Annotated in this window: 20 protein-coding genes; 1 reads left to right on the plus strand and 19 read right to left on the minus strand. The window is 45.6% G+C overall.

Going from position 1 to position 20,764, the window contains the following annotated elements; genetic code table 11:
- Nucleotides 1-3: 3 nt before the first annotated feature.
- The 7 genes from plsX to AU387_RS12545 all read right to left on the minus strand — a co-directional run bounded on the left by plsX (nt 4) and on the right by AU387_RS12545 (nt 7,480).
- Nucleotides 4-1,002 (minus strand): phosphate acyltransferase PlsX, encoded by a 999-nt coding sequence (gene plsX, locus AU387_RS12515; protein ID WP_059335803.1) that lies wholly within the window; start codon nt 1,000-1,002, stop codon nt 4-6.
- Between the two features lie 13 nt (nt 1,003-1,015).
- The gene (fapR, locus tag AU387_RS12520; protein WP_059335804.1) at nt 1,016-1,582 is read right to left on the minus strand and encodes a transcription factor FapR; all 567 of its coding nucleotides are present in this window, start codon (nt 1,580-1,582) and stop codon (nt 1,016-1,018) included.
- Nucleotides 1,583-1,689: 107 nt separating this feature from the next.
- A complete protein-coding gene (gene recG, locus AU387_RS12525) occupies nt 1,690-3,738 on the minus strand; it encodes an ATP-dependent DNA helicase RecG (protein ID WP_044155924.1) in 2,049 nt (682 codons plus the stop codon).
- A complete protein-coding gene (gene sdaAA / locus AU387_RS12530; RefSeq protein WP_044155925.1) occupies nt 3,716-4,618 on the minus strand; it encodes an L-serine ammonia-lyase, iron-sulfur-dependent, subunit alpha in 903 nt (300 codons plus the stop codon). The genes recG and sdaAA overlap by 23 nt, the downstream gene beginning before the upstream one ends.
- 23 nt (nt 4,619-4,641) lie before the next feature.
- Nucleotides 4,642-5,304 carry an L-serine ammonia-lyase, iron-sulfur-dependent subunit beta gene (sdaAB, locus tag AU387_RS12535; protein WP_024121369.1) on the minus strand — a complete coding sequence of 221 codons (663 nt, stop codon included), beginning with the start codon at nt 5,302-5,304 and terminating at the stop codon, nt 4,642-4,644.
- A gap of 139 nt (nt 5,305-5,443) precedes the next feature.
- Nucleotides 5,444-7,102: a DAK2 domain-containing protein gene (locus AU387_RS12540; protein ID WP_059335805.1), complete on the minus strand. Its 1,659-nt coding sequence runs from the start codon at nt 7,100-7,102 to the stop codon at nt 5,444-5,446.
- 15 nt (nt 7,103-7,117) lie between these two features.
- Nucleotides 7,118-7,480, minus strand: a complete 363-nt coding sequence (locus AU387_RS12545) for an Asp23/Gls24 family envelope stress response protein (RefSeq protein WP_024121367.1) — start codon at nt 7,478-7,480, stop codon at nt 7,118-7,120.
- 278 nt (nt 7,481-7,758) lie between these two features.
- On the opposite strand from AU387_RS12545, the gene rpmB reads away from it, so the two are divergent.
- Nucleotides 7,759-7,947, plus strand: coding sequence for a 50S ribosomal protein L28 (gene rpmB / locus AU387_RS12550; RefSeq protein ID WP_003221548.1), 189 nt, complete (start codon nt 7,759-7,761; stop codon nt 7,945-7,947).
- Nucleotides 7,948-8,018: 71 nt separating this feature from the next.
- On the opposite strand, the gene spoVM is transcribed toward rpmB, so the two are convergent.
- The 12 genes from spoVM to coaBC form a co-directional block, all read right to left on the minus strand.
- Entirely contained in the window at nt 8,019-8,099 is an 81-nt protein-coding gene (spoVM, locus tag AU387_RS12555) for a stage V sporulation protein SpoVM (RefSeq protein WP_003221545.1), read from the minus strand.
- Between the two features lie 83 nt (nt 8,100-8,182).
- Entirely contained in the window at nt 8,183-8,827 is a 645-nt protein-coding gene (locus tag AU387_RS12560) for a thiamine diphosphokinase (protein WP_044155927.1), read from the minus strand.
- Nucleotides 8,828-8,901: 74 nt separating this feature from the next.
- The gene (rpe, locus tag AU387_RS12565; RefSeq protein WP_044155928.1) at nt 8,902-9,555 is read right to left on the minus strand and encodes a ribulose-phosphate 3-epimerase; all 654 of its coding nucleotides are present in this window, start codon (nt 9,553-9,555) and stop codon (nt 8,902-8,904) included.
- A gap of 3 nt (nt 9,556-9,558) precedes the next feature.
- A complete protein-coding gene (gene rsgA, locus AU387_RS12570) occupies nt 9,559-10,461 on the minus strand; it encodes a ribosome small subunit-dependent GTPase A (RefSeq protein ID WP_044155930.1) in 903 nt (300 codons plus the stop codon).
- Nucleotides 10,462-10,475: 14 nt separating this feature from the next.
- Nucleotides 10,476-12,425 (minus strand): Stk1 family PASTA domain-containing Ser/Thr kinase, encoded by a 1,950-nt coding sequence (pknB, locus tag AU387_RS12575; RefSeq protein ID WP_059335806.1) that lies wholly within the window; start codon nt 12,423-12,425, stop codon nt 10,476-10,478.
- The gene (gene prpC / locus AU387_RS12580) at nt 12,419-13,183 is read right to left on the minus strand and encodes a protein-serine/threonine phosphatase PrpC (protein WP_044155932.1); all 765 of its coding nucleotides are present in this window, start codon (nt 13,181-13,183) and stop codon (nt 12,419-12,421) included. Before prpC ends, pknB begins: the two co-directional genes overlap by 7 nt.
- 6 nt (nt 13,184-13,189) lie before the next feature.
- Nucleotides 13,190-14,281 (minus strand): dual-specificity RNA methyltransferase RlmN, encoded by a 1,092-nt coding sequence (gene rlmN / locus AU387_RS12585; protein WP_024121361.1) that lies wholly within the window; start codon nt 14,279-14,281, stop codon nt 13,190-13,192.
- Between the two features lie 3 nt (nt 14,282-14,284).
- Nucleotides 14,285-15,628: a 16S rRNA (cytosine(967)-C(5))-methyltransferase RsmB gene (gene rsmB, locus AU387_RS12590; protein WP_059335807.1), complete on the minus strand. Its 1,344-nt coding sequence runs from the start codon at nt 15,626-15,628 to the stop codon at nt 14,285-14,287.
- Nucleotides 15,615-16,568: a methionyl-tRNA formyltransferase gene (gene fmt / locus AU387_RS12595; protein ID WP_059292801.1), complete on the minus strand. Its 954-nt coding sequence runs from the start codon at nt 16,566-16,568 to the stop codon at nt 15,615-15,617. The genes rsmB and fmt overlap by 14 nt, the downstream gene beginning before the upstream one ends.
- Before the next feature lie 4 nt (nt 16,569-16,572).
- Complete coding sequence (def, locus tag AU387_RS12600; RefSeq protein WP_059335808.1) at nt 16,573-17,055, minus strand: peptide deformylase; 483 nt, start codon at nt 17,053-17,055, stop codon at nt 16,573-16,575.
- 26 nt (nt 17,056-17,081) lie between these two features.
- A complete protein-coding gene (priA, locus tag AU387_RS12605) occupies nt 17,082-19,499 on the minus strand; it encodes a primosomal protein N' (RefSeq protein ID WP_059335809.1) in 2,418 nt (805 codons plus the stop codon).
- The gene (coaBC, locus tag AU387_RS12610; RefSeq protein WP_059335810.1) at nt 19,496-20,716 is read right to left on the minus strand and encodes a bifunctional phosphopantothenoylcysteine decarboxylase/phosphopantothenate--cysteine ligase CoaBC; all 1,221 of its coding nucleotides are present in this window, start codon (nt 20,714-20,716) and stop codon (nt 19,496-19,498) included. The genes priA and coaBC overlap by 4 nt, the downstream gene beginning before the upstream one ends.
- Between the last annotated feature and the right edge of the window lie 48 nt (nt 20,717-20,764).

Consider the following 20,764-nt stretch of genomic DNA (forward strand, 5'->3'; position numbering starts at 1 on the left):
AGACTATTCATCTGTTTTTTCTTCTTTTACTTCTTCCTGAATGAGCGCAGCCATGTTTTGGCTGACCATCTCTCTGGCTTGGCGAATCGCATGGTAAACCGCACGGGCATCAGAAGAGCCGTGTGCCTTGATTACCGGCGCTTTCAAACCGAAAAGACTTGCTCCGCCGTATTCGGAATAATCCATTTTCATTTTCATTTCCTTCATCTTCGGCTTCAGCACAGCGGCCGCAAGCTTAGATGTAAAGTTTGACGTGAGCGCTTCTCTCATCATTTTAAAAATGGACATCGCAGAGCCTTCAAGCGTTTTGAGTGTAACATTCCCGGTAAATCCGTCCGTTACTACGACATCTGCTACATCGTCTAAAAGGTCCCGTGCTTCCACGTTTCCGATAAAGTTGATGTTTGCCTCTTTTAATAATTGGAACGTCTGCTTCGTCAATTCGTTTCCTTTTTTATCTTCTGTTCCGACATTCAAAAGACCGATTCTCGGTGAAGTCACGCCTCGGACTTGCTGGGAATAAACAGAACCCATAATGGCGTATTGAACGAGATGCTCAGGCTTGGCATCTACATTGGCGCCGACATCAAGGAGCAGAAATCCGCCGCCTGATACAGTTGGCAGTGTCGGTGCAAGCGCAGGGCGGTCAATTCCTTTAATTCTTCCCACAATAAACAGGCCGGCTGTCATTAACGCGCCGGTATTTCCTGCTGAAATGCAGGCGTCAGCTCTGCCTTCTGCAACTTCCTGCGCCATCAGAACCATAGAAGAGTTCTTTTTTCTCCGCACGGCGCGGACCGGTTCGTCCGTAGGCTCAATCACTTCATCTGCGTGCAGCACCGTGATGCGATCTGATGATGTTGTTAAATACGATTCTATTGTTGTCTTGTCACCGACAAGTGTAATATGAAGATCATCAAATGACTCTATACCCTTCATAACTCCGTCAATAACAGCTTTGGGAGCGTGGTCTCCTCCCATTGCATCTACAGCTATTCTCATGCATGCTCCACCTTTATGAATGTTTTGAACGGTACATGTCAAAGCGTCCAGAAAAAACAATTTCCTCTGCAACAAAGCTGTTCACTTCGACAACCGTTCTTCCTTTATCTTTCTCAACCGCCGTCACTTTCGCTTTCGCAACGACGCGCTCACCCTGCTTTACCTGCCTGGTAAAGCGGATGTCTGCACTTGCAGTCAGCGCCAATTCGTCATCTATAATTGCAACGGCCAAAGAATTCGCCTGAGCAAATAAATGGTGTCCTCTCGCAATTTGATTCCGGCTGAATACATGCTCCTGTTTTATTTCTAAAATAGAAATCGCCTGATCATCCAGCTCAAGGTCAATAATTTCTCCGATGACTTCGTCTAGTGACAGGGACTTCACTTCATCTTCAAGCGTTTTCTCTGCCACGTTCTTAATTCTTTCTCTCAGCTCCGGTATGGAAAGCTCCAAGCGGTCCAAACGAATCGTCTGTATGCTAACTCCGAATTTTCCCGCTAATTCTTCATCTGTAATAAATGGGGTTGCTTTGATCGTCTGCTGAAGTAATTCCTGGCGTTCTTTCTTATTTCTTCTCATATCTAAACACCATCCGGCAAATTAAGACTAGGTACTAATAGTAGTATATAATTTCATAGATTGGAATGCAATGATTGTTTCTGGCTAAACACCAAAAACTTCTTGCCTCAGCTCAATTTTTCCCCGTCCATGACTCCGCTTTTCAGCAAATGCTCTCTTAGCGCCCCATATTCAGGGTCGTTCCAGAATGCTTCCGAAGCCACCAGATTTGCAGCGTCCTGCCTTGCCGTTTCAAGCGCTCTGTAATCATGAACCATGTCCGCCACCTTAAAATCAGGCATTCCGCTTTGTTTTTTTCCAAAGAAATCTCCCGGGCCTCTCAGTTCCAAATCCTTTTCAGACAGTTCAAAGCCGTCATTGGTTTCCGACATGATTCTCATCCGTTCTTTTCCTGTTTCTGATTTCGGATCAGCCATAAGAATGCAGTAGGATTGGTGCTCGCCGCGGCCTACACGGCCGCGCAGCTGGTGAAGCTGGGACAAACCAAAGCGATCGGCGTCGTAAATGACCATAATCGTTGCATTCGGGACATTCACTCCGACTTCAACAACAGTGGTTGATACGAGAATTTGACACGTATTCGCGCTGAATTCCCTCATCACCTGATCTTTTTCATCGGAATGCAGTTTTCCGTGCATAAGACCGACGTTCCATTTTCCACGGAAAACCTCAGAAAGCATATTGTATACATCTATAGCGTTTTGCACATCAAGCTTGTCTGATTCTTCGATCAGCGGACAGATAATATACGCCTGTCTGCCTTGCTTTAATTCTTTTTCGACGAATGCCAGAATGCGGTCCAGCATGTCATGTTTCACCCAATAGGTCTCGATTTGTTTCCGCCCCGCCGGCATCTCATCAATGACGGAGACATCCATTTCACCGAAAACAGTAATCGCCAGGGTTCTCGGAATCGGAGTGGCTGTCATAAAGAGCACATCGGGATCCTGCCCTTTGTTCCGAAGCTTCTTCCGCTGTTCAACTCCAAATCGGTGCTGCTCATCCGTAATGACAAGACTTAGCGCTTTAAACTCGACCTCATCCTGGATTAAAGCATGGGTTCCTACAAGAATATCAATCTCTCCCGCAGCAAGCCGCTCAAGCAATTCCCTTCGGCGCTTCCCTTTTACAGAGCTTGTCAGAAGGGCGACATTGACATCCCACTTTTCAAACAGTGAAACAAGGGAATCAGCATGCTGTTCAGCAAGAATTTCTGTCGGAACCATAAGCGCTCCCTGATATCCGGATAAAATGGCCGCATAAAGCGCGATGGCAGCGACTGCCGTTTTTCCTGATCCGACGTCTCCTTGAAGAAGACGGTTCATTCTATATGGGGAAGACATGTCTGCTGTTATTTCGCGAAGCACGCGGGACTGGGCGTTGGTGAGAGGAAACGGGAGGCTTTTGACAAATGTCATGAGTTCTTCGTTTGAAAAACGCTGCCGTATCCCTTGTGACTGCTCTCTTTCCGCCTTTCGGAACGCCTGCATTTTCAACTGAAATAATAAAAATTCTTCGTAAACGAATCGGCGTCTGGCCAGCTTTAATGCTTCTCTTGTTTCTGGCTGGTGCATCGCTTTTAACGCTTGATGATAGTCCGGCAGCTTATAGCGAACTTTAAGATTTTCCGGGAGAGGATCAGGTATTGAGTCCGCATATTGGGTCAGCCCGTGCTGAATAAAACGTCTCATCATTTTGACGGTGACATTTTCTTTGACGGAATAGACTGGTTCAATGCTTTTATCCTCTTGATGCGGCCCATTTTTTAATTCCTGAACAGAAATGGTCTGACGATGCTTGTCCCATTTTCCGGAAATCGTCACAACAGAGCCCAGCGAAAGCTTTTTCTTTAAATAAGGACGGTTAAAACAAATGGCAGTGATTAAATAATGGCCGACAAGAAGGCGAAATGTCAGCCTGTTTCGTTTTTTTCCATAATAGGTAAGAGAAGGCTCTGAATGAACCTTCCCTTCAACTGTGACTCTTTCATCATGCTGTACTTCTTCTAAATCCCTCAGCTCGTAGTCATCATAGCGATAAGGGAAATAATTCAGAAGATCAGAAATGTCATAAATACCGAGTTCATTTAATGTTTTTTCTGTTTCCGGCCCAATGCCCTTAATGTTGGCTATACTAGTTTGCTGATGTTGTTTCACTTGAACCCAGCGCTCCTCCGAATATTTTTTTCTCTAATTCTCTTCCCGTCGGTGTTGCCGCTAAACCGCCCTGGCCTGTTTCTCTAAGGGCAGTGGGCATCGTTTGGCCGATTTTATACATCGCATCGATGACCTCGTCACATGGAATCCGGCTTGTAATGCCTGCTAATGCCATATCAGCAGCAATCATCGCGTTTGATGCGCCCATTGCATTCCGCTTCACACAAGGCACTTCAACAAGGCCCGCAACAGGATCACACACAAGGCCGAGCATATTTTTTAATGTAATGGCCATGGCCTCCGCACTTTGCTCAGGTGTTCCGCCTGCCATTTCAACAATTGCCGCAGCTGCCATACCCGAGGCAGATCCTACCTCTGCCTGACACCCGCCGGCAGCACCGGAAATACTTGCATTATTTGCTACGACAAATCCGAAAGCTCCCGCCGTAAATAAAAAGCGGATCATTTGTTCTCTTGTCGGGTTCAGTTTTTCTTTCACGGCAAATAACGTACCCGGCACTACACCTGCAGATCCGGCAGTCGGTGTCGCACAGATTGTTCCCATGGCGGCATTCACTTCATTTGTTGCGACAGCTTTCGATACTGCGTCTAAAATCAGCGCTCCCGACAGGCTTTTTCCAGATCGAATGTAGGCCTGTAATTTAACGGCATCCCCGCCTGTTAAGCCCGTTTGACTCGTAACTCCTTCAAGCCCTTTCTGAACCGCCGCTTCCATAACAGTCAGATTGTGATCCATCTGCTGAAAAATTTCTTCTTTTGTTTTTTCTGTTACTTCCATCTCTTGAGCGATCATGATGTCAGAGATGGATATTTGCTTTTCTTTCGTTATCTCAATTAATTCTTTTACATTACGAAACATAACTGGCTCCTCCTGACCCTTCGCTAGTCAGCAATCTTTGTCACTTGAATAATGTTCGGCAGCTTCGACAGCTCATCGAGAACATCATCGTCAATATTTTGATCCACTTCTATTGTCATCAGCGCAAGCTGACCAATATCCTTGCGGGCGACTTCCATATGGCCGACGTTGATTGAGAATTTCGCAAGGACATTGGCAACTCCTGCAATGGTGCCAAACTTGTCATTATGGACAACTAGAATGGCAGGGTGGTTTCCAGACAGACGGAGCTCAAAGCCGTTTAATTCTGTGATTTCAATTTTTCCTCCGCCTATCGAAATTCCCGTCAGTTCAAGTTCTCCCTTTTCATCAGAAATACTAATTCGAGCTGTGTTCGGGTGAACCGGAACAGCGTCTTCAACTCGAAACTCTATATCAATTCCTTTATCTTCTGCAATTTGTATAGCGGTTTTAATCCGTTCGTCAAATGTATCAAAATCAAGCAGACCGCCGATAATTGCCACATCTGTGCCGTGACCCTTATATGTTTCAGCAAAAGAGCCGTAAAAGGACACAACGATGCGCTCAGGCTCTCTGCCAAATAAACTTCTGGCCACTCTCCCGATTCTCGCCGCGCCTGCTGTATGCGAACTGGACGGACCGATCATAACCGGGCCGATAATATCAAAAACGCTTCTGTATTTCATGCTATTCCTCCTTATGAAACAGAGCTTATAAGCGGCTTTGCTTCTAGACTAATTGATCGGATATAAAATGGCAAGCGGGCGCGTTACAGCGCTGCCGCACTTAAAAGCAGACATAAGAATAGAAGGGCAATTTGCCCTTCTATTCTGCAGAAATTATATACGAATACAGCGGCTGTTTTCCGTTGTGGATTTCAACCTCAATCTCTTCGTACTTGTCGTTGAGAAACGCTTCAAGCTCTTCAGCTTCTTCTTGAGACGCATCTTCTCCATAAAGAATGGTGACAATTTCGTCCTCTTCTCCGATCATTTCTGACAAGAGCATTTTTGCAGCACCCAGCTGATCTTCAGCACTGCCGATAATCGTTCCATTCAGAATTCCCATAAAGTCGCCTTTTTTTATGTCTTGTCCGTCAATATGAGTATCCCTGACTGAGTATGTCACCTGTCCGCTTTTTACTTGCTGAATGGCACTTAGCATATTGGCTTCATTTGCTTCAGGCTCTTGATCCGGATTAAATGCCAGCAACGCTGACATGCCTTGCGGAACCGTTTTGGCAGGAATGACAAAAACCTTATCGCCTATCACACTTGCGGCTTGATTGGCCGCCATGATAATGTTGGAGTTATTCGGTAAGATAAACACAGTGTCTGCATTTACAGATCTTACAGCATCGACAATATCCTCAGTGCTCGGATTCATCGTCTGGCCGCCTTCAATTACAACGGAAGCGCCAATGCTTTTGAATAAATCAGAAATGCCTTCTCCCATCGCAACAGTCACAATGCCGTACGGCTGCTTTGCCGCTTTCTCGCTGTGAGCATGCTCGCTGTCCTGGCTGATGATGGAAGTGTGCTGCTCTCTCATGTTTTCAATTTTGATTTTTATTAATTCACCGTAATTTTGAGCGTAGTTTAACACGTTTCCCGGCTCTTCAGCATGAATATGAACCTTCGCCAGAGACTCGTCTGCAATAACCAAAAGAGAATCACCAAATTGGCTGAGGTCATTTCTGAATGTGCCTTCATCAAATTCTCTTTTATTCTGATCGAGCCTTACCATCACTTCTGTACAGAAACCGAATTCAATATCATCTGTATTCATCATGCTCTGCGCGCTCTTATGATGCTCTGCGCTGACCATGTCATCAAGTGACGGAAGAACGGTTTTCTCAGGAACGGTCTCTCCTTTTAATGAAGCGAGGAAACCTTCATACACACAAAGCAGGCCTTTGCCTCCGCTGTCAACGACTCCTACTTCCTTCAGGACAGGCAGCAATTCTGGTGTCCGATTTAAGGATGCCTCAGCTTCCTTTGTCACCGATGTCATCAGCGCAATGATATCGGTTTCTTTTTCCGCCAGGGCCACCGCTTGTTTCGCAGCATCTTTTGCAACTGTTAAGATGGTGCCCTCCACAGGCTTCATGACTGCTTTGTAAGCCATATCGACACCGGCTTGCAGCGCGGCGGCAAACTCTTTTGCATTAATTTCTTTTTTTGTTTCAATGCTTTTACTGAATCCTCGGAACAATTGGGACAGGATGACTCCTGAATTCCCTCTTGCCCCCATGAGCAATCCTTTAGATAACGCGGAGCCCACTTTACCGATATCACTTGTCTCCAAATGCTCCACTTCTCTTGCCCCGGAAGTCATTGACAGGTTCATGTTTGTTCCCGTATCACCGTCCGGCACCGGAAACACGTTGAGCGCGTCAACCGCACTCGCGTTTTGCGACAGATTCTGTGCACCTGCAAGAATCATCTCGGCAAAGGTTCTGCCGTCTAATGTTCTGATAGACAATCCTACTCCTCCTAACTACGGGTTCGTCACTCGTACGCCTTGGACATAAATATTGACAGAGTCCACTGCAAGTCCGACTGTTTGATTTACTGTGTACTTTACTTTTGTTTGGACGTTATGTGCCACTTCAGAAATTTTTGTGCCGTAGCTGACAATGATATACATGTCAATATGTATCTGTTCTGCTTCTTGGCGAACTTGAACACCTCTGCTGAAATTCTCTTTCCGAAGGATTTCAGTCAGTCCGTCTTTAATTTGGTTTTTAGAGGCCATTCCAACAATGCCGTAACAGTCAATCGCAGCGCCGCCGGCAACCATTGCAATGACTTCATTCGATATATCAATCTGCCCGTATTTCGTTCTTAATTCAATGGACACACTAGTTCCTCCTTCGAATGCATAGAGTTACAGCTATTCTACTATATGAATTCCATTATGAAAAGAAAAGACGCGACAAACGCTGCACGTCTCTTTACATATACTATAGCGCCGCTGTTTGTGCAAGATGTCAAGTGAATTTTCTTGAAAGATGATGAAACAATAGTTGCAAACGTTTTTTAGCTGTGGTAAATTATTTAAAGTATCCATATCGAAAGCATCTAAGAACATATGAAAGTGAAAAAGTAGATGTTTTGTGCAAGTGAGGAGGGAAACAAATGGCACGTAAATGCGTTATCACAGGTAAAAAAACAACAGCTGGGAATAACCGTTCTCACGCAATGAACGCTTCTAAGCGCACTTGGGGCGCGAATCTTCAAAAGGTTCGTATCCTTGTGAACGGAAAACCTAAAAAAGTATATGTATCTGCTCGAGCTTTGAAATCCGGTAAAGTTGAGCGTGTATAACAAAATGAACGCCTGCCCTGATATGTGGCAGGCGTTTTTATGTGGTGAAAGGGGGCTTGAACCCCTGGGCTTTAATCTTTTCTAAATGAGCCCAGCATCGCCCGGACAATTCCTCCTAAAAACTTCGGCAATTTAATGGTGTAAAATTTCATTTTTGTCCCCTCCTATAAGTCCCGTAACCGCCTGTTCATCGCTTTAAGGTTCATTAATTTCAACAAATGAGTGAAAGCAGAAGCTAATCCGTGCTTCTTATCATTATTAATATGCCTTTCGCAAACGAAAAAGTACCTCGTGAATGAATGAGTTCGTTACTAATACATAGTGTTGAACCAAGCGTAATATGACACTTATTTAGCGGATATTTAAAACCGGTGAGAGTCAGCTCATTTACTTCTTCTGTAAATGGGATGAAGGAGATATACCGTTTGTTTTGATCGATAAGAAGAGAATATTCGCCTGGAGAGAACATCTGAATATCATTCTGTTTGTCTATAAGCTTCATTTTCGAATTTGTTTTTACTCCCCTGTACAGCAGCTGAATATTTCCTAAAAAGTGATCTGCTCTGCCTCCCGTAATTCCGAAGATTTGAATGACATCCGGCTGCTTTTCGAGGGCCCAATCAAGAGCGAGGTCTAAATCAGTTTGATCTTTTTCTGCCTGGTACACATGGAGAGCGGGCGCGGCTTTTTCGATTTGCCGGCGTTCCTGCTCCGTAATGCTGTCAAAATCTCCGAAAGCTTCATCAGGAATGATGCCGGCATCTAAAAGCGTGACTGTGCCCTTGTCAACCCCGACCCAGATCGTGTGATCAGCCGTATAACCAGTCAGGTCGGGGATCAAATCTTTTGGGCCTCCCGCAACGATATTGATTTTTCTCATCTCTTTTTCCTTTCTGCTTCTGGGTACAGGAAAAAGAGCTCGGGCTAAATATTCCCGGCTCTTTCTCCTGCTGCTTATTTGTTTCCTCTTATCTCAGAAATAGCTTTTTCGCGGTCAGTTTGGCCATAAACAGCAGAACCGGCAACAAGTAAATTTGCGCCCGCTTCGATGACTAGCGGGGCTGTTTCTTTGTTGACGCCGCCGTCTACTTCAATTAGCAGATCATGTTTCCCTTTTTCCTCTGCCATTCGTTTCACTTCTTTTATTTTCGGAAGAACAGAATGAATAAATTTCTGTCCGCCAAATCCAGGGTTCACCGTCATTAAGAGTACGAGATCAAGTTCTTCAAAAATATGCTCAATTACTTGAACAGGTGTATGCGGATTCAGGACAACGCCAGCTTTTACACCCTGCTCTTTCATAAGCTGGATTGTCCGGTGAAGGTGCGGACAGGCTTCGGCATGTACAGACAGGATATCTGCTCCAGCTTTTGCGAAAGCCGGGATATAACGGTCTGGCTCTTCAATCATTAAATGTACATCCAGGGGCAGTTTTGTCACCGGACGAATGGCTTCTACAATCAGCGGCCCAATCGTAATATTCGGGACAAAATGGCCGTCCATGACATCAACATGAATGTAATCGGCTCCGCCTTTTTCTACATCTTGAATCTCCTTGCCTAAAGCGGCAAAATCAGCGGAAAGAATAGAGGGTGCAATCTTTACCATGATCTAATACCTCGGCTTTCTGTCTTTGATCTCTGTGATAAATTCAACATAATGGTCGTAGCGGTACTGCTTTAATTCCCCTTCTTCAACAGCTTGTTTGACTGCACATTTCGGCTCTTTCAAATGCAAACATCCTCTGAATTTGCATGATGCGCTTTTTTCTCTGATGTCAGGGAAGGTGTAGCCCAGCTCTCCTTCTTCAATGTCTGTAAACTCAAGAGAGCTGAAACCCGGCGTATCCGCAACCAGACCTCCGGACGTGTGAATGAGCTCCACATGGCGGGTTGTGTGCTTCCCGCGGCCTAAATGCTCGGAAATCTCGTTTGTTCTCAAACCCAGCTCGGGACTGATCGCGTTGAGAAGCGAGGATTTTCCAACCCCCGACTGGCCGGCAAAGACCGTTGTTTTGCCGCGGAAATGCGGGATGATCTCCGTTAAACTTTCTTGGTCCTTAGAAGAGGTAAGAAATACGTCATAGCCAATGTTACGGTAGTCTTCAGCATACGCTTGAATGAGCTTTTGTGTATGTTGATCTTCAATTAAATCCATTTTTGTAATACAAATAATCGGCTGGATGTCATTCGCTTCTACGAGAACCAAGAAACGGTCGAGCAATGCTGTACTGAAAGATGGCTGCATCGCCGAGAAAACAAGCACCGCTTGATCAACGTTGCAGATCGGCGGCCTGATAAGTTCATTGGTTCTTTCTTTAATCTCCAGAAGATATCCTTCTTTATTATTTTCAGCTTGATAAACAACATAATCACCGACCAAAGGGGTGATTTTATTTTTTCTGAAAATGCCTCTTCCTCTGCATTGTATAACTTTTCCGTTATTTGAATCCTCTGATTCATCCAGTACGTAATAAAAGCCGCTAAGCGCTTTAATAATTTTGCCCTCAGGCATATTTTCCCTCCTTGTTATTCATCTTTCGGATACCCAATTGTTTTGTAGCTGACGACTTTATTATTTACCATCACTTGATAGTACCCTTTTTGGCCAGGTTCAATCTTCAGTTCGATCGTCCGTTCTGCGGGCTCTTTAATCTTAAAATGTTCGTAAGTGTCAGAAATGCTGTGGTCCGCGTCGTCAATCGCGATTTGCACCTCCAGCTCGTCCCCTTCGTTTTCAGGCTCATATGGAATCTTGACTTTTTCTTTCACTGTTTTCGCCGGTTTTTTCTCAGGTCCGAGAGAAAATATCACTTCGACCTCATTTCCCGGCTTTAGGGCCGTTCCCGCTGCCGGCTTTTGTTTGACAACCTGTCCTTCCGGAACGTCATCTGAGTACGCTTCTTTTTCCACCAGCTTGAGCCCGTTATCTTCCAGATATCCTGAGGCTGCTTCTTTACTGTATGTTTTTAAATCTCTGAGCGTAATATCTTCCGGCCCGATGCTGACTGTGAGCTTAACTTGATCTTCGTCCGGCACAAGTTCGGTCCCTGCTGACGGATTCTGATCTATGACAGTGCCGGCGTCTTTCTCATCATTATTTACTTCATCCACCGTTACATTTTTAAAGCCCTGTTCCTTTAACACTTTTTTTGCCTTGTCGACTGATTGGTCCGTCACATCACCGATCTGCTTTTTTGCTTTACCTGTGCTCTTATAAAGCGTAACCGTTGCCCCTTCTTTAACAGTGGACTCGGCTTTAGGATCGGTTTTGACCATCAGGCCTTCTTCGATCTTCTCATCTGAGATTTCCAATACGTCTGAATCTACCTGCAAGCCTTCTTTTTCTAGAAGATCTGCCGCTTTCTCATATTCCATCCCTGCTACATCGGGTATTTTGACATCCTTAGGCATAAAAAGAGAAGGAAAAACAGTGACGGCGAGAACTCCTGCCGTGATAAAAATCAGGCATATGGTGAGCAAAATCCACGGCCATTTTTTTCTCTTTGCTTTTTTCTTCGTTTGGTTTTCTTGAGGAAATGTCATGTCAGCTTCGGTTTCATTAGAAGCTTTCGCAAGCTCTTCATCCTTAATAATCGGAATCGCTTTCGTCATTTCTTCATCATCTTGAATCGTAAATTTCTTTTCGTTGAGCCTGTCCGCGTCAAAAGCTGTTCGAATATCTTCTTCCATATCTTCAGCAGTTTCATAGCGATGAAAAGGATCTTTGGCGGTTGCCTTTAATATGATGTTTTCAACGCTTTGGGGTACTGAGGGATTCCACCTTTTCGCTGAAGGGGTTTCAGCCTGAAGATGCTTTAAGGCGATGCTGACAGCCGATTCTCCATCAAACGGGATTCGGCCGGTTAACAGCTCAAATAAGACAATCCCAAGCGCATAAATATCTGATTTTTTTGTGGCCAGACCGCCCCGCGCCTGTTCGGGGGATAAATAATGGACTGAGCCCAGCACAGAATTGGTGTGGGTGATTGTTGTCGAAGTCAGTGCAGTCGCAATTCCAAAATCCGTTACTTTGATATTGCCCATATGGTCGATCAAAATGTTATGCGGTTTAATATCCCTGTGGACAATATGATTTTGGTGGGCATGGGCAATGGCTGAGACAATTTGCTCCATGATGCTGAGCGCTTCTTTGGGATGAAGCGGCCCATTTGCTGTTATGTATTCTTTTAGCGTCATGCCCTCTACGTATTCCATGACAATATAGTAAATATCATCTTCCTCGCCCAAATCATAAATGCTGACAATATTCGGGTGATCAAGACTTGATGCCGATTGGGCTTCTCTTCGGAAACGCCTGATAAACTCATTGTCATTCACATAGTCAAACCGCAGGATTTTGATTGCGACTTCACGATCAAGAATAATGTCCTCAGCTAAATAAACGTTGGCCATTCCCCCGCCGCCTATGGCACGGAGAATCTGGTAACGCCCGCTGATTCGCTTGCCGATTAGCACTGATCTTCACCCTCTTCAACATGTAAAGCAAGCTCAAGCAACACTGCTGTAATATTGTCTTCCCCGCCATTCTCATTGGCTTTGTCCACAAGCAGGTTTACTTTTTCCTGAGGAGCTGAATCGCTTTGCAGGATGTCTTTTAATTCAGTGACTTCCACTTTATTCGTCAGTCCATCAGAACATAAAAGGAGTTTATCTCCGGGTTCAATTTCGAAAGAACGTGCGTCAATACTGACAGATTGATCTGTTCCGAGCGCCTTCGTCAGCACATTTTTACGCGGATGATGCTCAGCATCTTCTCTGGAGATTTCACCGGTGCGAACCAGTTCATTCACAAGAGAATGATCCTCTGTCACCTGAACGAAAAGATCGTCCTGAAGCAAATAGCATCTGCTGTCGCCTATATGAGCAACGGAAACCGTTTTGCCTGTAAAAAGAGCGCATACAATGGTTGTTCCCATGCCTTGGCATTCTTCGTGCGCTTGGGCATGATCGTAAATCTTGCTGTTTACCGCGAGAATCTGTTCAATGAGCCACTCTTCACACTCTGACGGCGCTGCAGGAATCGTATCTGCCTCATTCCATTTCTCTCCCATGGCTTTCACAGCCATCTTGCTTGCAACATCTCCAGCAAGATGGCCGCCCATGCCATCAGCGACAACCGCTAATACAAAATCGTCTTTCCCCTTAAAAATACCCGCATCATCTTCATTATGCTGGCGGATTTTCCCTGTATCTGTTTTTAAGGCTGTTAACAACCCTCATCACCTCGTCTCGTCTTGACGCTCCTTCGCGCGAAGCTGACCGCAGGCTGCGTCAATGTCATGGCCTTGCTCTCTTCGGATCGTGACATTTACTCCGCGGGATTTCAGCGTTTTCTCAAAAGCAAAAATCTGCTCGCGCGGTGTGCGGACGTAATCCCGTTCAGGCACATAGTTTACCGGAATCAAATTCACGTGGCATTTTACGCCTTCCAGCAAGTCTGCAAGCTCTTCAGCGTGCTCGACCTGGTCATTTACGCCGCCGAACAGACCGTATTCAAAGCTGATCCGGCGTCCTGTTTTATTAATGTAATATTTAACGGCTTCCATTAAATCAGGTAGCTTGTACGCTCTGTTAATCGGCATCAAACGGCTTCTGATTTCAGTATTTGGCGCGTGCAGAGAAATCGCAAAGTTAATCTGCATTTGCTGATCAGCGAATTCGTAGATTTTCGGGATGATTCCGCTTGTAGAAACAGTAATATGGCGGGCACCGATGTTCAGTCCCTTATCATGGTTAATGATCTTTAAGAACGCAAGCATTTCGTTAAAGTTATCAAATGGTTCGCCAATTCCCATGATGACGACAGAGCTGACGCGTTCATCCGTTTCATCCAGCGCTTTTTGAACTTTCACCACTTGAGCGACAATTTCGCCCGCTTCAAGATTTCGTTTTAAGCCGCCGAGCGTTGATGCGCAGAATGTGCAGCCAATGCGGCAGCCGACTTGTGTCGTTACACATACAGAATTACCATACTCGTGTCTCATTAAAACGGTTTCGATTGTATAACCGTCGTGAAGCTCGAATAAAAACTTCATCGTACCATCTTGAGAAGTTTGTTTAACAGCTGTTTTCAGCGTCGTTAATACGAAATGAGTGTTTAATTTCTCACGCAGATCCTTTGACAGGTTTGTCATTTCGTCAAAAGAAGATACTCGTTTTTCGTAAAGCCATTCAAAAATCTGTGCCGCGCGGAACGGTTTCTCTCCGTTGTCTGTCAGCCATTGTTTGATTTCGTCTAATTCAAAAGAATAAATTGAAGGACGCTCTGTCCGCAATTCTTTTCTGATCTTTGTTTTTTTAAGTTCTGTCATTGCTTATCCCTTCTTTCTCATGCTGCAAATAAAGAAACCATCTGTTCCGAAATAATGCGGAAGGATTTGAAGCCTCCCATCCCGAACAAAGGGTCTCGCCTTTTCGGGCAGCCGCTTTTCTAGAGACAAATCGGGTTCAAAATCAGGATGTTCTTGTATAAACGCATGGATAACTTCTTCATTTTCTGTCCGATCCATTGTACACGTACTGTAGACAAGAGTGCCACCTTTTTTTACTAATGGCGCAATTTCCCTTAAGATAGACAGCTGGATTTCAGCAAGCCGGGAGCTGTCATTTGGGGTTTTGGTGTATTTCATATCCGGCTTTCTTCTGATCACGCCAAAGCCTGAGCATGGAGCGTCAACCAAAATACGGTCAAACTGTTCACTTTTAAACGTTTCTCCCGCTTTTCTCGCGTCCATTGTTTTCGCATCAATAATGGAAAGGCCAAGCCGTTCTGCCGCTTCTTTGATCAGCTTCACCTTATGTTTGTGAAGGTCAAGCGATGTCACACTTCCCTTGTTCTCCATTAATTCAGCGATATGGGCTGACTTTCCGCCCGGCGCCGCGCACGCATCAAGCACCGTTTCACCTGGCTTAGGGTCAAGGGCCCGGGCAACCAGCATGGAACTTTCATCCTGGATGGACACTTCACCGGTCTGGAAGAAGTGAGTTCCGGCGATTGTTCCCTTTACAAGCTTCACAGCATCCTCGGCGAGATCCCCTTTTTCTGCTTCGATTCCTTCAGCTTCCATTTGATCAAGTATCTCCGCTCTGTCTGTTTTCATTTGATTGATACGCAGCGTTTGCTTAGGCGGAATGAGATGAATGCGGCAAATCTTTTCAGCCGCATCAAATCCGTATGCGTTTGCCCACTCTTTCACGAGCCATTCAGGGTGGCTGGTTTCTGTCGCAAGCCTGAGAACAGGATCTTCGACAGCGTCAAAGGAAGGGACTCCTTCACGCTGAATAGAGCGAAGCACGCCGTTGACAAATGAGGCAATGCCTTTATGCCCTCGGTTTTTAGCAATCTCTACTGCTTCATGGATGACTGCCCGGTCCGGAATTTTTTCTAAATATTCCATTTGATATAAGGACAGGCGGAGAAGCTGGATAACCCACGGCTTCACCTTTTGCGGCTTGTTGATAAACGGCTTGAGCATATAATCCAGCGCAATTTTGTTTTGCAATGTACCGTACACGAGTTCAGTCAAAAGCCCCCGGTCCTGATCGCTCAATTTATTGGATTTAATAACCGATTTCAGGAGCAGGTTACTGTATGACTGATTTTGTTCTAATTTGACCAGCGCCTCCAGCGCAATATCGCGAACGCTATTTGTTTTCATTGTGTACTCCTAACATATCACCTGTCTCAACATGGGCGCCACGGACAAAGTCTTCGCCTCGCATACGTTTTTTGCCGGCAGGCTGCAACTCTGTTAATAACAGTGCCGTATCGTTTCCTGTGGCGACGATAATTCCTTCTTTTTCAATAGCAATGACTGTGCCGGGCTCGGCTTTTGCCGGCGCCGCTGTTTTCTTGGCCGCCCACACTTTCAGGTTTTGTCCATTTAAAGTCGTATAGGCAACAGGCCATGGGTTTAAACCTCGAACTTGATTATAAAGCTCTTCTCCCGCTCTGGACCAGTCAATCAGCTCTTGTTCTCTTTTAATGTTTGGCGCATACGTCGCTTTCTCGTCATCCTGCTTTTCAGGTGATATGTCGCCGGCTATAACTTGAGGAACTGTTTCAGACAAAAGCTTCGCGCCAGCAACGCTTAATTTATCGTGCAGGGTTCCGACATTGTCGGTTTCTTCAATGTCTACTTCCACTTTTGAAATCATATCGCCTGCATCTAATTTTTCGACCATGTACATAATGGTAACTCCGGTTTTTTTCTTTCCTTGGAGAATGGAATAATGGATAGGAGCCCCACCTCTCAGTTCAGGCAAAAGAGACGCATGGACATTAATGCATCCGTACTTAGGGCTGTCGAGAAGCTCTTTAGGCAGAATTTGCCCAAACGCTGCCGTCACAATAAGATCCGGTTTTAATGCCAGCACCTTTTCAATTTCTTCTTTCAGTCTGACTTTTTCAGGCTGAAGAACCGGGATACCGTGACGCAAAGCTTCTTCCTTCACAGGCGGAGGCGTGAGCACTTTTTTTCTGCCCTTCGGACGGTCCGGCTGCGTGACGACCCCCACTACTTCATATCCGTCATCTATCAGGGTTTTTAACACAGGAACTGAAAAATCGGGTGTTCCCATAAACACGATTCTCGTCATCAAATCATCCTTCCATATCCGCTAGTTCATCTTCTGTATAATATTTGCTTATTTTTGATGTGAACAGCACGCCGTCCAAGTGGTCCATTTCATGCTGCACGGCTCTCGCGAAAAAGCCTCTTGCTTCAAGAATAAACGGTTTTCCCTGACGGTTATACGCCCGCACTTTCACATAATCGGCACGTGTGACATCTCCGTAGACGCCGGGAAAACTCAAGCATCCTTCAACTCCGATTTGCTCGCCGCTTTGTTCAAGAATTTCCGGATTCACAAGGTCAATTCTGCCGCTTTCTTCTCCGATATCAACAACAGCCGCTCTTTTTAAAATACCGATCTGCGGCGCTGCCAGTCCGACTCCATCCATTTCGAGCATGGTATCGTACATATCATCAAGCAGTTTTTTTAGCTTTTTATCAAAAACAGTCACGGTTTCCGCGGGCGTTTCCAAAACCTCCGCGGGATGTGTGACGACCTTTTTTACTGCCAATTCATTACCCTCCAAGACGTGAGATCTTACATCATCATATAAGGATTCATATCAATTGAAATCATTACATGTTTTTGTTCAATTTCGCGTTTATAATGTTCCAGTATCTTCTTCAATAAAGCTGATATCTGGGTTTCCTGTTTGTATTTTATCACGCATTGATAGCGATATCTATCTTTGATCCTGGCGATCGGCGATGCGCTTGGACCAAGTATTTTCGTATCCGCCCCGCAGTTTGCTTTCAGAAAGTGTGCGATTTTCTCAGCCGTTACAGCCGCTTTCGCCACTTCCTCGTGAGAAACCGTCACTAGAGCCAAATAGTAATACGGCGGGTAGGATTGCTCCCTCCTGTGCGCCATTTCATGCTGATAAAACGTTTCATAATCATGTGTTTTCGTCAGCTGGATGCTGTAATGGGACGGTGTGTACGTTTGAATGATGACATTGCCGGGTTTTTCATGTCTTCCCGCGCGGCCGCTGACTTGTGTTAGCAACTGAAACGTTTTTTCGGCAGATCTGAAATCAGGAATGTGCAGTGTTGTGTCAGCGCTTAAGACTCCGACAAGTGTCACATTCGGAAAATCAAGCCCTTTCGCAATCATTTGCGTTCCAAGAAGAATATCTGCTTTGCCTTCTCCGAAAGCAGACAATAATTTTTCATGGGCACCTTTCCGAGAGGTCGTATCAACATCCATCCGTATGACTCTTGCATGTGGCAGCACCTTTGTTAATTCTTCTTCCACTCTTTGTGTTCCCGTTCCGAAAAAACGGATATGATCGCTCCCGCATTCAGGACAAGTATGCGGAACAGGCTCTTCATGTCCGCAATAATGGCATTTCATCCTCTGGCCGGAACGGTGATACGTCATGGAAATGTCGCAGTGAGGGCATTGCGGGACATATCCGCAGTCCCTGCACATCACAAAGGAGGAATAGCCCCTTTTATTTAAAAACAGCACAGCCTGTTCACCCTTGGCAATGGTTTCTTCAAGCTTTTCCATCAATTCTATTGAAAACATAGAGCGATTGCCGTTTCTGAGCTCCTCTCTCATATCCACAAGCGAAACCTCAGGCATCACTTGGTGATTGACGCGGTGTTTCAGCGAAAGCAGCTCGTACACTCCTTTTTGCGCCCGTGCATATGACTCTAACGTCGGTGTAGCACTGCCTAACACAACCGGACAGCGGTGGTGCTCCGCCCGCTTGATCGCTACCTCTTTCGCATGGTAGCGCGGCATTTCCTCTTGTTTATAGGACGATTCATGCTCCTCATCGATGATAATCATCCCGAGATTTTCAAACGGGGCAAAAATAGCGGACCTCGCACCCACGACAAGCCGTACTTCCTTGCGGTGGATTTTGCGCCACTCGTCATACTTTTCACCAGTGGATAACCCGCTGTGCATCACGGCTACCTGAGAGCCGAAACGCCCTTTAAATCGATGAACCATTTGCGGCGTTAACGATATTTCCGGTACAAGTACGATGGCTTCTTTTCCTTTCGCAAGCACTTTTTCAATCGACTGGAGATAAATTTCAGTTTTGCCGCTTCCCGTCACTCCGTGCAGGAGAAACACCTGATGTTCATTGTTGTCTAACGTCCGGCGTATCGGCTGAAAGGCCGCGCTCTGCTCGTCTGTCAGCGGCAGCGGTTCTGTTTTTTTGAACATTTTGTCCTGATAGGGGTCTCTGTAAACCTCTTCATAGGTTTCTTTCAGAAGCCCCTTTTGGATCAGGGTCTTGATGGTGGCCGAGCTTGCGTCTGTTTTTTTGCACAGATCCGCAGCAGGTATTTTCGTGCCTTCCGGTTCCGTCATGAAAAAGTGCAGGATCGCCTGTTGTTTGGCCGCTTGTCGGGATAAACCCTCAGCCTGCTTGGAGAGCTCTTCTTTACCGGCATTGGCCTGAATATACCTGACCATTTTTTTGTTCGCTTTTTGCGCCACTTTATAAGTTACATCGATATGGCCTTTTTGAACCTGCTTCTGGATGATTTTCAGCGTATCGTGATCAGGTATATCGGAATACAGCAAGCTCTTTGTTTCAGAAAACAGCCGTTCTACCTGCGGCGGGATATCCGCACCTTCCGCAATCCTTAGCTCTTTTTCATATTTTGCCTTTAATGCGGCAGGCAGCATCGCTTGAAGCGCCGTAATCTTAAAAGACAGCGTTTTGTCTGACAGCCATGAAGACAAATGCATCAGCTCTTCTGTCAAAACAGGCGTAAGATCTAATAAATTCTCCACTTCTTTGACAGATTTACCTGAGAGATCAGACGTATCTTTGACAGCTGTCACAAACCCTTGAATTTTACGAGGGCCAAACGGAACAATGACCCTCATTCCCGTTTTGATCATACCTTTAAGATGGTCTGGGATTTTGTAATCAAACGGCCTGTCTATATTTTTGGTGCTGACATCAACGATGACTTCGGCAAAATTCATGAGTGCTCTCCGGTTTGTTTTAAGAGGGCTGCGACTTCTCCAAGAATGTCAAACGAAACATCGAGCTTAGACATCTTCGGCAGCTCGCGTTTGCGCCCGTCTTTGAAAAAGAGCGTCACAATATTCGTATCAGCACCAAAACCGGCCCCTGCCGCTTTCACATCATTCGCCACAATCATGTCAAGATTTTTGGCAGAAAGCTTTTTGCGGGCGTAATGTTCCACATCTTGTGTCTCAGCAGCAAAACCGACTAACAGCTGATGCTGTTTTTTCTCGCCCAGTTCTTTTAAGATGTCGACCGTTCTTTTTAATTCAAGGGTCATTCCGCCGTCTTGCTTTTTCATTTTTTGGTCAAATACTGTTTTTGGCGTAAAATCGGCAACAGCAGCTGTTTTTATGACGACGTCGCTTCTCTCATACACAGAGAGCACCGCATCGCGCATGTCCGCAGCCGATTGGACAGAGATAAACTGAGAAAGCCCTTTAGGGACATCAAGCGAAACCGGCCCTGAGATCAAGGTCACGTTTGCACCAAGCCGCACCGCAGCCTCAGCTAATGCGTATCCCATTTTACCCGTCGATTTATTCGTGAAAAAACGCACAGGATCAACTGCCTCCCGTGTCGGGCCTGCTGTGATCACCACTTGTTTGCCTTCTAAAGGCGCGTCTTTTTCTTCTGCAAAATGCTTTTCCGCAAGCTTCACGATGTTTTCGGGTTCTTCCAATCTTCCTTTTCCAACGTAACCGCATGCTAAATAGCCCTCGCTCGGTTCAATAAAACGAAAACCATCCTGATAAAGGACAGAAATATTGCGTTTGACTGCCGGATGGTCATACATATGCACATTCATGGCGGGCGCAATCCATACCGGCGCTGTTGCCGCTAATAAGGTTGTTGTCAGCATATCATCAGCAATGCCGTTGGCCAGTTTTCCAATCACATTGGCCGTAGCCGGCGCAACAATAATCAGGTCGGCCCAGTCAGCTGCGTCTACATGAGAGATGACGCTTGGATTTTGTTCTTTAAATGTATCTGTATATACTTCATAGCGGCTCAATGCCTGAAATGTCAGCGGTGAAACGAACTGGCACGCAGATTCAGTCATAATGACTTTAACATTTGCCCCCGCCTGCACCAGCTTGCTTGTCAGCGCACAGGCTTTATAAACAGCGATGCCTCCGCTCACGCAAAGCAACACATTTCGATTGTTCAGCAATGACTTCTCCCCCTCTGCAATTTAAAACAGCACGGAAAAAAATAACAA

The organism is Bacillus halotolerans (assembly GCF_001517105.1).
Taxonomy (GTDB): Bacteria; Bacillota; Bacilli; order Bacillales; family Bacillaceae; genus Bacillus; species Bacillus halotolerans.

Excerpts from the sequence above, each read along its gene's own strand:
- plsX (WP_059335803.1), bottom strand. The coding sequence starts at position 1,002 with ATGAGAATAGCTGTAGATGCAATGGGAGGAGACCACGCTCCCAAAGCT.
- fapR (WP_059335804.1), bottom strand. The coding sequence starts at position 1,582 with ATGAGAAGAAATAAGAAAGAACGCCAGGAATTACTTCAGCAGACGATC.
- sdaAA (WP_044155925.1), bottom strand. The coding sequence starts at position 4,618 with ATGTTTCGTAATGTAAAAGAATTAATTGAGATAACGAAAGAAAAGCAA.
- sdaAB (WP_024121369.1), bottom strand. The coding sequence starts at position 5,304 with ATGAAATACAGAAGCGTTTTTGATATTATCGGCCCGGTTATGATCGGT.
- rpmB (WP_003221548.1), top strand. The coding sequence starts at position 7,759 with ATGGCACGTAAATGCGTTATCACAGGTAAAAAAACAACAGCTGGGAAT.
- spoVM (WP_003221545.1), bottom strand. The coding sequence starts at position 8,099 with ATGAAATTTTACACCATTAAATTGCCGAAGTTTTTAGGAGGAATTGTC.
- AU387_RS12560 (WP_044155927.1), bottom strand. The coding sequence starts at position 8,827 with ATGAGAAAAATCAATATCGTTGCGGGAGGCCCAAAAGATTTGATCCCC.
- rpe (WP_044155928.1), bottom strand. The coding sequence starts at position 9,555 with ATGGTAAAGATTGCACCCTCTATTCTTTCCGCTGATTTTGCCGCTTTA.
- rsgA (WP_044155930.1), bottom strand. The coding sequence starts at position 10,461 with ATGCCTGAGGGCAAAATTATTAAAGCGCTTAGCGGCTTTTATTACGTA.
- rlmN (WP_024121361.1), bottom strand. The coding sequence starts at position 14,281 with ATGACAGAACTTAAAAAAACAAAGATCAGAAAAGAATTGCGGACAGAG.
- rsmB (WP_059335807.1), bottom strand. The coding sequence starts at position 15,628 with ATGAAAACAAATAGCGTTCGCGATATTGCGCTGGAGGCGCTGGTCAAA.
- fmt (WP_059292801.1), bottom strand. The coding sequence starts at position 16,568 with ATGACGAGAATCGTGTTTATGGGAACACCCGATTTTTCAGTTCCTGTG.
- priA (WP_059335809.1), bottom strand. The coding sequence starts at position 19,499 with ATGAATTTTGCCGAAGTCATCGTTGATGTCAGCACCAAAAATATAGAC.